Genomic DNA, 11,821 nt, shown 5'->3' on the forward strand with positions numbered 1-11,821 from the left:
CAGTGGGACCCTGGTTGCTGCGGTTGCCGGGATTCCCGGGGCCGGGGGTGTTCTCGTGGCCGCCGGGTTCCTTGTGATCCTCCGTGCGGTCCGGGTCCTCACGCGGCTCAGGGGCCTGTGAGGGCTCTGGGCGCCCTGCGGTCGGGTCGTCGCCAGGGCGTACGGGACCGCCGGCCGGCGCCGTGGGGTCCGTGTGGGGCTCGGCCGACTCGTCGTTGCCGGGTCGCGGCTGCCCGCTCCCGCCGCTCACGTCCACGGTGTCCCCTCGTCAGATACGCGTCTTCCGTGCCTGTGGGCCAGAAGCTCTCGGGTCGATGGTATGCGGCGGTGGCCCGCGGTTCCGCCTGGTACCCCTGAGTCTTCCCCGCCACTGTGCCCGTCATCACCGTGGGTGGATCACCGTCGGGCTGGGTCACTGTCAGTGGCGGGCCGTAAGGTCTGTGGGCATGGAGACGAGCACGGAGGGCGCACAGGACTCCCGCGGCAGCGAGACGGCGCCGGCCCGGCGGCCGGCCTCGGCGCCGGAGCCGGGGGCGCCCCGGGCGTCGGCCGTGCCGGTGCGGGCGGACGCGGCGCCGGCGGGCGCGGACGGGGCGCGGGGGGGCGAGGTGCCGACGGCCGTGGCGCCGGTGGACGGGGCGCCGGTGGACGGGGCTCCGACGGGCGCGGTGCCGGTGGACGGGGTGCCGGCGCGCGGGGCGGCGACGGGCGCGGTGCCTGCGCAGGCGGCCCCGCCCGAGGTCGGCGCCACCGTGCCGGGGGCGGCCCGGACGGCACCCTCGCAGGCTGCCGCCGTGGCGCGGGTGGCGGCCGGCCCTGACGCGGCCCCGCCGGTCGGTGCTCCTGGTGCCCCTGGTGCTGCGCAGGGGCTCCCGGCATCGGCTGATGCCCGGCCGAACGGCCCGCAGGCCGACAGCACGCAGGCGGCGCCGGCCGAGGCGGCGGCTCACGCGCCCGCCGCCGAACCGGTCGCGCAGGTCACCGCGCCCACCGCCGAAGAGGCCACGCAGGTCTCTGCGCCCACCGCCGATGAGGCCACGCAGGTCGCCGCGCCCGCCGCCGAACCGGCCACACGGACCGAAACTCCTGCCGCCGGGTCGGCCACGCGGACCGAAACGCCCGCCGCGGGGGTCGGTGCGCCCGTCGTGAACGGGCCCGGCGAAGGGCCGGTCGACGGCTCGGGTGCGGTGGCGCGGCCGGCCGCGCCGCCCGCCTCGCTGTCTCCCTCCCGGGCCGCGGACTTCATGCAGTGCCCGTTGCTGTACCGGTTCCGGGTGATCGACCGGCTGCCGGAGAAGCCGAGCGAGGCGGCGACCCGGGGCACGCTGGTGCACGCCGTGCTCGAACGGCTCTTCGACGCGCCGGCCGCGGAGCGGACCGTGCCCCGGGCCAAGGCTCTGCTCCCGGGCCAGTGGGACCGGCTGCGTCAGGCCCGCCCGGAGCTGGTGGAGCTGTTCGCCGACGACGCCGACGGCGAGCGGCTGGCGCGCTGGCTGGCTCAGGCGGAGCAGCTGGTGGAGCGCTGGTTCACGCTGGAGGACCCCACGCGGCTGGAGCCGGCCGAGCGGGAGCTGTTCGTCGAGGCGGAGCTGGACTCGGGGCTGCGGCTGCGCGGCATCATCGACCGGGTGGACGTGGCGCCCACGGGCGAGGTGCGGATCGTCGACTACAAGACGGGCAAGGCGCCCCGGCCGGAGTACGCCGAGGGCGCGCTGTTCCAGATGAAGTTCTACGCGTTGGTGGTGTGGCGGCTGAAGGGGGTCGTCCCGCGCCGGTTGCAGCTGGTGTACCTGGGCAGCGGCGATGTGCTGACGTACGACCCGGTGCCGGCGGACCTGCGGCGGGTGGAGCGCAAGCTGCTGGCGCTGTGGGAGGCGCTCCGGCAGGCGACGGAGACCGGTGGCTGGCGGCCGCAGCCCACGAAGCTGTGCGGCTGGTGCGACCATCAGGCGCACTGCCCGGAGTTCGGCGGTACTCCCCCGCCCTATCCGCTGCCCCTGGTCCGGACCGGCCCGTAAGCGCCGGGCGGCGCAGGGCAGAATGGGGCCGGACCGGTCCTCAAGGCCCCAGCGAAGGAGACTCACGTGGCCATCCGCGTCCTATTGGTCGACGACCAGCCACTGCTGCGCACCGGGTTCCGGATGATCCTGGAGGCGGAGCAGGACATCGCGGTCGTGGGCGAGGCCGGAGACGGCCTGCAGGCCCTGGACCAGGTGCGCGCCCTGCAGCCCGACGTGGTGCTGATGGACATCCGCATGCCGCGGATGGACGGCGTGGAGGCGACCCGGCAGATCACCGGGCCCGGGCGGGACGGCCCGGCGAAGGTGCTGGTGCTGACGACGTTCGATCTCGACGAGTACGTGGTGGAGGCGCTGCGCGCGGGCGCGAGCGGCTTCCTGCTGAAGGACGCCCCGGCGGGTGAGCTGGTGCAGGCGATCCGGGTGGTGGCGGCCGGTGAGGCGATGCTGGCGCCGAGCATCACGCGACGGCTGCTGGACAAGTACGCCACGCATCTGCCCTCCGGGGACGAGCCGGTGCCGGACACGCTGCACACGCTCACCGAGCGCGAGGTGGAGGTGCTGAAGCTGGTGGCGCGCGGGCTGTCGAACGCGGAGATCGCCGCGGATCTGTTCGTCAGCGAGACGACGGTGAAGACGCATGTCGGGCATGTGCTGACCAAGCTGGGGCTGCGCGACCGCGTGCAGGCGGCGGTGTACGCGTACGAGAGCGGTCTGGTGCGGCCCGGCGCGCAGTAGGCCGGGCCGACGGGCCCGCACCGCACGCCGACACCATCGGCACACCGGCAACCACAGGCGGCCACGGGCCCGCCGACGATCACCGGCACGCCACGAGGGCGCCCCTCCCGGCCATCCGGGAGGGGCGCCCTCGTGTGCGGTCCGCGTCCGTGTGCGGCCGGTGCCGGGGTCAGCCGCTGACGCCGCGGCCGAGTTCCCACAGCTGCAGCGAGGAGGTGGAGTTCAGGGTGTAGGCGGTGCCGGTGATGTCGTCGCGGGCGGCGACGTACTGCTTGCCCTGCCACAGCGGCAGCACCGGGACGTCGTCGGCGACCTCGTCCTGAATCTTCGTCAGGCTGGAGGACGCGGACATCCGGTCGGCCTGACGGCGGGACTGCGGGATCAGGTGGTCGCGGATCTCGTTGTTGGTGTACGGCGAGCTGAGGAAGTTGTCCTTGTCGAGGAACGGCGCGATGAAGTTGTCGGCGTCCGGGAAGTCGGGGAACCAGCCCATGCCGTAGACGTCGTACTCGCCCTTCTGCTGGGCGGGACGGAACTGCGTCCAGGGGGTGCCCTGGATGTCGACGTCGAACAGCCCGCTGGCGTTGAGCTGCTGCTGCAGGACCTCGAACTCCCGCTGGGTGGCCGCGCCGTAGTGGTCGGTGGTGTAGTGCAGCGTCAGCTTCACCGGGGTGGACACGCCGGCCTTCTCCAGCAGCGACTTGGCCTTGGCGACGCTGGGGTCGCCGTAGGTGTTGAAGAAGGAGTTGGAGTGGCCGGTGATGGTCGCCGGGACCAGGGAGTACAGCGGTTCGGCCTGGGAGCCGTAGACCTTGGAGACCAGTTCGCTGCGGTTGACGAGCTGGGCCATGGCCTGGCGCACGGCCTTGTTCTTCACCGTCGGGGCGTTGGTGTTGAAGCCCAGGTAGCGGATCTCCAGACCGGGCATCTCGACGAGGTCGACGTTGCCGTCGGCGGCGGTGGACAGCTTCTGGATCTGCTCGGGCGTCATGGTGCGGGTCATGACGTCGATGTCACCCTTGTTCAGGGCGGCGTCCATGGCGTCGGCGTCCGCGAAGGAGCGGATCTCCACCTTGTCGTTGTTGAGCTGCAACGACCCCTTGTAGTGGGGGTTCTTGGTGAAGACGGCCTGGACCATCTCGTCGTTCTTGACCTCGGCCTTCATGGTGTAGGGGCCGGAGCCGTCCACCTGGAAGCCGGCGCGCAGCTTGTCCTTCTCGTAGTCCTTGGGGTCGATGATGCCCGCGACCGGCGTGGACAGCTTGTACGGGAAGGTGGCGTCGGCGGTGTTGAGGTGGAAGATGACCTCGCGGTCGCCCTGGGTCTCGACGGTGTCGATCGTGGAGAGCAGGCCGGCCACGCCGGTGTCGGCCTTGATGGCGCGGGCGCGGTCGATGGAGTACTTCACGTCGGCCGCGGTGACGGGGTCGCCGTTGGCGAACTTCAGGCCCTGGCGCAGGGTGCAGGCGTAGCGCTCGTTGCCGCTGTCGGTGAAGCCGCACCGCTCGGCGGCCTCCGGGACGGGGTCGCCGTCGCCCTTGGGCAGGATCATCAGCGTCTGCACGGTCTGGCGCAGGATGTTCCAGAGGCCGACGTCGTAGGCGTAGGCCGGGTCGAGGGGCGCGGGCGCTGCCTTGGAGGCGGTGAACCGGTCCGTGGTGCCGACGACGATGGCGTCGTCCGTGCCGCTTCCGCTCCCGGAACCGCCGCAGGCGGCGAGCACCGGCGCGAGCAGGCCGACCACAGCCGGCAGCACCAAAGTCTTGCGGTTCATGCTCGAATTTCTCCAGGGCTGTGATGTCCGTGTACCCGGCGTGCAGGGGTGGTGCGGCCGTTCACGGGTGGGGGGACGATGTTGTCGCGTCGAGATTAGTCCGCGCCCGCGGGAGGGTTCGCGGCCCCCGGAGCCGGGCTGCCATCACGCAGCGGAACCGGTTGCCGACGCACGGAAAACGTGCCACTGGAATGATTCGTGCAGCGTCCCACCAACCAGGACACAAAGACGGCCGCCGGGGGGCGGCACAGGCCCGGCGATCCCCCTGCGGTCACCCGCTGGAGTGGCGAACGTCACATGGACAACGGCGGCCGGGTGTACCGCGATTCGGCCACGGACGCAACGGGCGGGCGCGTGCCGACGGGCCGACGCCTACCGCGACGGGCTCGGACAGGTGGACCGAGGCGTACCGCAGGGGGTGCGTGCCGGTCCGCGGCACGATCCGTCCAACGCCCTAGTTGGGGCACGCCATGAGCCCGTGCAGGAACGGCAGGTCCACCTCCTCCAGGGAGGTGACGACGGTGCGCCGGGGCGCCGGCGGGATCGGGGCGACGGAGGGCACGGCGACGACGTGGCAGCCCGCGGCCTCGGCGGCGGCCACCCCGGTGGCGGTGTCCTCGACGACCGCGCACCTGGCCGGATCCGCACCCAGCCGGGAGGCGGCCAGCAGGTAGGGGTCGGGGTGGGGCTTGGTGCGCGCCACCTCGTCACCGGCGACCGACAGCGCGAAGTGCTGCGGGCCGATCGCGGCGAGCACGCGGTCGATGATGCGCCGGTGGGAGGCGGAGACCAGGGCGGTGGGGATCGCGTGCGCGGACAACTCGGCCAGCAGCCGCGCGGCGCCCGGCATGAGCGGCACGGCGCGGTCGATGCGGTCCTCGAAGCCCTGGTTGAGCAGCACCGTGAGCTCGGCGAGGCTGATGGCGGCGCCGGTGGCCTCCAGCAGGAAGCCGGCGCTGCGGGTCATCGGGCCGCCGACGACGACGTGTCTCCAGGACTCGTCGAGCGTGTGTCCGAGCGCGGCGAACACCTCCACCTCGACGTCCCACCAGAAACCCTCCGTGTCCACCAGGGTTCCGTCCATGTCGAGGAGCACGGCCTGCAGGGCGGAGCCTTCGGCCTTCGGGGTCTTCCCTGCTCGAGCGGAGCCGAGAGCTTGGGAATGGGTGCCGCGCGCGGGGACCGTACTGGTCATCCGGACGTACCTCCTTGAGGGACGGCCAGGCCGGTTCCCACGTGGGAACCGGCCTGTAGTGGATCGACCAGTGTACGACGCCGGCGCGGCGAACGCCTTCCGCGCACAGGTGCGGCGCCCGACCGGAGGGTGAACACGCGCCGTCCGGGCGGCGTCACCGGGCGTTGAAGTACTTGGCCTCCGGGTGGTGGATCACGATGGCGTCGGTGGACTGCTCGGGGTGGAGCTGGAACTCCTCCGACAGGTGGACGCCGATCCGCTCGGGCTCCAGAAGGCCGGCGATCTTGGCGCGGTCCTCCAGGTCCGGGCAGGCCCCGTAGCCGAGCGAGAAACGGGCACCGCGGTACTTCAGCGCGAACATGTCCTCCATCGCGCTCGGGTCCTGGTCGGCGAAGCCGAGTTCGGCGCGCACCCGCGCGTGCCAGTACTCGGCGAGGGCCTCGGCGAGCTGGACGGACAGGCCGTGCAGTTCCAGGTACTCGCGGTAGGAGTCGGAGGCGAACAGCCGGGCCGTCTCCTCGCCGATCTTCGATCCGACGGTGACGACCTGGAAGCCGACCACGTCCGTCTCGCCGGACTCCTCCGGGCGGAAGAAGTCCGCCAGGCACAGCCGTCGGCCGCGGCGCTGGCGCGGGAAGGTGAACCGGGTGCGCTCGTTGCCCTGCTCGTCCAGCACGATCAGGTCGTCGTCCTTGGACACGCACGGGAAGTAGCCGTAGACGACGGCCGCTTCCAGCAGGTTCTCGGTCTGCAGGCGGTCGAGCAGGCCACGCAGCCGGGGCCGGCCCTCGGTGGCGACCAGTTCCTCGTACGTCGGCCCGTCGCCGGTGCGGGCCTGGCGCAGGCCCCACTGGCCCTTGAACAGGGCGCCCTCGTCGAGCCAGGAGGCGTACTCCTTGAGCTGGATGCCCTTGACCACGCGGGTGCCCCAGAAGGGCGGGGTGGGCACCGGGTTGTCGGTGGCGACGTCGGAGCGGACGTGCCCCTCCTCCGGGCGCGGCTCCTCCACCACCGCGGTGGCCCGGACCCGGCGCGGGCGCAGCTCGGGCAGCTTGGCGCCGGGCACGCCCCGCTTGACGCCGATGAGGGCGTCCATCAGGCGCAGCCCCTCGAAGGCGTCGCGGGCGTAGCGGACCTCGCCCTCGTACAGCTCGTGGAGGTCCTGTTCGACGTAGGCCCTGGTCAGGGCGGCGCCGCCGAGGATGACGGGGTAGCGGGCGGCGAGGCCGCGGGCGTTCAGCTCCTCCAGGTTCTCCTTCATGATCACCGTGGACTTCACCAGCAGCCCGGACATGCCGATGACGTCGGCCTTGTGCTCGTCGGCGGCCTCCAGGATCGCCGAGACGGGCTGCTTGATGCCCAGGTTGACCACGTTGTAGCCGTTGTTGGACAGGATGATGTCCACCAGGTTTTTGCCGATGTCGTGGACGTCGCCGCGCACGGTGGCCAGCACGATCGTGCCCTTGCCGGCCTCGTCGGTCTTCTCCATGTGCGGTTCGAGGTGGGCGACGGCGGCCTTCATGACCTCGGCGGACTGCAGCACGAACGGCAGCTGCATCTGCCCGGAGCCGAAGAGGTCACCGACGACCTTCATGCCGTCCAGGAGGGTGTCGTTGACGATGTCCAGCGCGGGGCGTTCCTTCAGGGCCTCCTCGAGGTCCTGCTCCAGGCCGTTGCGCTCGCCGTCGATGATCCGCTGCTTGAGGCGTTCCTCCAGCGGCAGCGCGGCCAGCTCCTCCGCCTTGGACGCCTTCAGCGACTTGGCGGTGGCGCCCTCGAAGAGCTGCATCAGCTTCTGCAGCGGGTCGTAGCCCTCGCGGCGGCGGTCGTAGATCAGGTCCAGGGCGGTGGTGACCTGCTCCTCGTCGAAGCGGGCGATCGGCAGGATCTTGCTCGCGTGGACGATCGCCGAGTCCAGGCCGGCCTTCACGCACTCGTCCAGGAACACGGAGTTCAGCAGGATCCGGGCGGCCGGGTTCAGGCCGAAGGAGATGTTGGACAGGCCCAGGGTGGTCTGGACCCTCGGGTGGCGCTTCTTCAGCTCGCGGATGCCCTCGATGGTGGCCACGCCGTCCTTGCGGGACTCCTCCTGGCCGGTGCAGATGGTGAAGGTCAGGCAGTCGACGAGGATGTCCTCCTCGCGGATGCCCCAGTTGCCGGTCAGGTCCGCGATGAGCCGTTCGGCGACCTCGACCTTGCGCTCGGCGGTGCGGGCCTGGCCCTCCTCGTCGATGGTCAGCGCGATCAGCGCCGCCCCGTGTTCCTTGGCCAGGGCGGTGACCTTGGCGAACCTGGACTCGGGTCCGTCGCCGTCCTCGTAGTTCACCGAGTTGATCACCGCACGGCCGCCGAGCTTCTCCAGGCCGGCCCGGATCACGTCGACCTCGGTGGAGTCCAGAACGATCGGCAGTGTGGAGGCGGTCGCGAACCGGCCGGCCAGTTCCGCCATGTCGGCCACGCCGTCGCGGCCGACGTAGTCCACGCACAGGTCGAGCATGTGCGCGCCCTCGCGGATCTGCTCGCGGGCGATCTCCACGCAGTCGTCCCAGCGGCCCTCCAGCATGGCCTCGCGGAACTTCTTCGAGCCGTTGGCGTTCGTGCGCTCGCCGATGGCGAGGTAGGAGGTGTCCTGCCGGAACGGCACCGTCTGGTACAGCGAGGCCGCGCCCGGCTCGGGGCGGGGGTCGCGCGCGGGCGGGGTCAGCTCCCGCACCCGCTCCACCACCTGCCGCAGGTGCTCGGGCGTGGTGCCGCAGCAGCCGCCCACCAGGGACAGGCCGTACTCGCGGACGAAGTTCTCCTGCGCGTCCGCCAGGCCCTCGGCGTCCAGCGGGAAGTGCGCGCCGTCCTTGGTCAGCACCGGCAGACCCGCGTTCGGCATGCACAGCAGCGGGATGCGCGAGTGGCGGGTGAGGTAGCGCAGGTGCTCACTCATCTCGGCGGGGCCGGTGGAGCAGTTCAGGCCGATCATGTCGATGCCCAGCGGCTCCAGCGCGGTCAGCGCCGCGCCGATCTCCGAGCCCAGCAGCATGGTGCCCGTGGTCTCGAACGCCATCGAGCACAGCAGGGGGACCTCGACGCCGGTGGCCTCCATCGCGCGCCGGGCGCCCAGCACGGCGGCCTTGGTCTGGAGCAGGTCCTGCGTGGTCTCGATGATCAGCGCGTCGGCGCCGCCGGCGAGCAGGCCCTCGGCGTTGGCCTGGTAGCCGTCGCGGATGGTGGCGTAGCCGATGTGCCCGAGGGTGGGCAGCTTGGTGCCGGGGCCCATGGAGCCGAGCACCCAGCGGGTGCGGCCGTCGCGGGCGGCGTGCTCGTCGGCCACCTCACGGGCGATCCGCGCGCCCGCCAGGGACAGCTCGTGCACCCGGTCGGAGATCTCGTACTCGGCGGTGGCCGTGTGGTTCGCGCCGAAGGTGTTGGTCTCGACGCAGTCCACGCCCGCCGCGAAGTACGCCTCGTGCACGGAGCGGACGATGTCCGGGCGGGTGACGTTCAGGACCTCGTTGCAGCCCTCCAGCTGCTGGAAGTCCTCCAGGGTGGGCTCCTGGGCCTGGAGCATCGTGCCCATCGCCCCGTCGGCGACCACCACACGGGTGGCCAGTGCCTCGCGCAGGGCGGAGACACGGGTACGGGCGTCGGGGGTGGGGGTGGGCGGCAACGCGGCCATGAAAGGGCTCCCTGGAGGTGCGACGGCTGTCGGCTTTGCGCCTTCCCCGCTCCGCTGGGGACGGCTCGCGGCGGAGCGGTCCGACGGCTTCCCGGGGAGGGCGCACGCCGCCAGAGTAGCCGGGACCGGCACCCGATGGTCAGGGCGTCCATCACCCGGACGATGATGACGAGCACGTCACCTGCGCGGAAACGGGTGATGTAACAGATCCGGTCCGGCCATTGGCGGTGAGTCGACATGGACCGGTAGTGTTCGGCATTGCCGAACGGTGGTGACGGTCGGCGGACGACGGCCGGACCACCGCCACCCGGCGACGGTCGAAGGGGACGGAGGCAGGACGGCGATGGCACGGAACATCCAGTCGCTCGAACGGGCGGCCGCGATGCTGCGCCTGCTCGCGGGCGGCGAGCGGCGGCTCGGTCTGTCGGACATCGCCTCGTCGCTGGGCCTGGCCAAGGGCACCGCCCACGGCATATTGCGCACGCTGCAGCAGGAGGGGTTCGTCGAGCAGGACGACGCCTCCGGCCGCTACCAGCTGGGCGCGGAGCTGCTGCGCCTGGGCACCACCTACCTCGACGTGCACGAGCTGCGGGCGCGTGCCCTGGTGTGGGCGGACGACCTGGCCCGCTCCAGCGGGGAGAGCGTCTACCTGGGCGTGCTGCACCAGCAGGGGGTGCTGATCGTGCACCACGTCTTCCGGCCGGACGACAGCCGGCAGGTGCTGGAGATCGGCGCCATGCAGCCGCTGCACTCCACGGCGCTGGGCAAGGTGCTCTCGGCCTACGACCCGGTCGCGCACAGCGAGGCGGTGGAGGCCGAGCGCAAGGCGTTCACGGACCGCACGGTGTGCGGCGTCGAGGACTTCGAGCGGATCCTGGACCTCACCCGGGCCCGCGGCTACGCGGCCGACGTGGAGGAGACCTGGGAGGGGGTCGCTTCCATCGCGGCGCCCATCCACGACCGGCGGCGCATGCCGGTCGGCGCGGTCGGCATCACCGGCGCCGTGGAGCGGGTGTGCCGGGAGGGCGAGCTGCGCCCGGAGCTGATCGCGGCGGTGCGGGACTGCGCCCGCGCGGTCTCGCGGGACCTGGGCGCCGGGCGGTTCTGAGCGCGCCCCGCACCCACAGGCGGCACGCCTGCCCATGAGCGGCGTACGCAGGCGGTCCGCCTCCCCCTGAGGTCCCCGGAGGGCCGGTGCGTCACCGACGTGCCGGCCCTCCGGCGTGCCCGCGGACCGCGACCTACGGCTGCCCGCGGCGCGCGCCGTGCACCCTGCGGCGTGCGCCGTGCGCTGTGGACCGTGCGCCGTGCGGCAGGACGATCAGTAACGATCGTGCTTTCGGCAACAGAACTCTTGACGCCCGTGTGACGACCGCGTGAGACTCCCGTCCATCGGTCGGCATTGTCGAACACCTTGCGGCAATACGCGTTAGAGTGTGACAAGGCCAAGGGACCGGCAACGCTCTCACCCCTGAGGGCGCCAGACCCCCGGAGGGACCCGGGGTTCGGCTACCCCTGGACGAAGGACAAAGGAGTCGCGGGTGTCCAGCTCCGACATCTTCATCGGCGAGACCATCGGGACCGCCATACTCATCCTGCTCGGCGGCGGCGTCTGCGCCGCCGTCACCCTCAAGGCCTCCAAGGCCCGCAACGCCGGCTGGCTCGCCATCGCCTTCGGGTGGGGTTTCGCCGTGATGACGGCCGCGTACATCTCCGGGCCGCTGTCCGGCGCGCACCTCAACCCCGCCGTGACACTCGCGTTCGCCATCAAGGACGGCGACTGGACCGACGTGCCGATCTACCTCGCCGGTCAGCTGCTCGGTGCCATGATCGGCGCGGTGCTGGTCTGGGCCGCGTACTACGGCCAGTTCCAGGCGCACCTGACCGACAAGGAGATCGTCGGCGGTCCGGGCGCGCAGGCCACCTCCGCCAAGGCGGTCGAGGCCCAGGAGAAGGGCGCCGGTCCCGTCCTCGGTGTCTTCTCCACCGGTCCGGAGATCCGCAACGTGGTGCAGAACCTCGTGACGGAGATCATCGGCACCTTCGTGCTGATCCTCGCCATCCTCACCCAGGGCCTGAACGACAAGGGCAACGGTCTCGGCGTCGTCGGTGCGCTGATCACCGCGTTCGTGGTCGTCTCCGTCGGCCTCTCGCTCGGCGGCCCGACCGGCTACGCGATCAACCCGGTCCGTGACCTGGGCCCGCGCATCGTGCACGCGCTGCTTCCGCTGCCCAACAAGGGCGGCTCCGACTGGGGCTACGCCTGGATCCCGGTGGTGGGCCCGCTGATCGGCGGTGCGATCGCCGCAGGCGTCTACAACGTCGCGTTCGCCTGACGACCGACGCGCTCGCGGCCCCGGGCGGCGAGCGCCGGACCCCGCCGCACGTGCGGCCCCACCGACCACGGACCCCACAGGATTTCAGGAGCA

The 11,821-nt window shown here is 71.9% G+C and carries 7 protein-coding genes and 1 pseudogene; 4 read left to right on the forward strand and 4 right to left on the reverse strand.

Annotated features, from left to right (window positions below):
* Positions 1-418: 418 nt before the first annotated feature.
* The gene (locus GV126_RS07770) at positions 419-751 is read right to left on the reverse strand and encodes a hypothetical protein (protein ID WP_159663892.1); all 333 of its coding nucleotides are present in this window, start codon (positions 749-751) and stop codon (positions 419-421) included.
* A gap of 394 nt (positions 752-1,145) precedes the next feature.
* On the opposite strand from GV126_RS07770, the pseudogene GV126_RS07775 reads away from it, so the two are divergent.
* Both GV126_RS07775 and GV126_RS07780 read left to right on the forward strand, forming a co-directional pair.
* Positions 1,146-2,052: pseudogene (locus GV126_RS07775) on the forward strand (RecB family exonuclease); the annotation flags it as partial.
* Between the two features lie 32 nt (positions 2,053-2,084).
* Positions 2,085-2,756 carry a response regulator gene (locus GV126_RS07780; protein ID WP_028422911.1) on the forward strand — a complete coding sequence of 224 codons (672 nt, stop codon included), beginning with the start codon at positions 2,085-2,087 and terminating at the stop codon, positions 2,754-2,756.
* A gap of 169 nt (positions 2,757-2,925) precedes the next feature.
* Here the strand turns inward: GV126_RS07780 and GV126_RS07785 are convergent, their stop codons facing one another.
* The 3 genes from GV126_RS07785 to metH all read right to left on the reverse strand — a co-directional run bounded on the left by GV126_RS07785 (position 2,926) and on the right by metH (position 9,392).
* Positions 2,926-4,530 (reverse strand): ABC transporter substrate-binding protein, encoded by a 1,605-nt coding sequence (locus GV126_RS07785; protein WP_159663894.1) that lies wholly within the window; start codon positions 4,528-4,530, stop codon positions 2,926-2,928.
* 454 nt (positions 4,531-4,984) lie between these two features.
* Positions 4,985-5,725, reverse strand: coding sequence for an HAD family hydrolase (locus GV126_RS07790; RefSeq protein ID WP_185947570.1), 741 nt, complete (start codon positions 5,723-5,725; stop codon positions 4,985-4,987).
* A gap of 154 nt (positions 5,726-5,879) precedes the next feature.
* Complete coding sequence (gene metH, locus GV126_RS07795) at positions 5,880-9,392, reverse strand: methionine synthase (protein WP_159663896.1); 3,513 nt, start codon at positions 9,390-9,392, stop codon at positions 5,880-5,882.
* 343 nt (positions 9,393-9,735) lie between these two features.
* Between metH and GV126_RS07800 the strand changes: the two genes are divergently transcribed.
* Both GV126_RS07800 and GV126_RS07805 read left to right on the forward strand, forming a co-directional pair.
* Positions 9,736-10,500, forward strand: a complete 765-nt coding sequence (locus GV126_RS07800) for an IclR family transcriptional regulator (RefSeq protein WP_159663898.1) — start codon at positions 9,736-9,738, stop codon at positions 10,498-10,500.
* Between the two features lie 433 nt (positions 10,501-10,933).
* Positions 10,934-11,728, forward strand: a complete 795-nt coding sequence (locus GV126_RS07805; RefSeq protein ID WP_159663900.1) for an MIP/aquaporin family protein — start codon at positions 10,934-10,936, stop codon at positions 11,726-11,728.
* Positions 11,729-11,821 lie beyond the last annotated feature (93 nt).

It is taken from the genome of Streptomyces mexicanus (assembly GCF_902506575.1).
GTDB classification, from domain to species: Bacteria; Actinomycetota; Actinomycetes; order Streptomycetales; family Streptomycetaceae; genus Streptomyces; species Streptomyces mexicanus.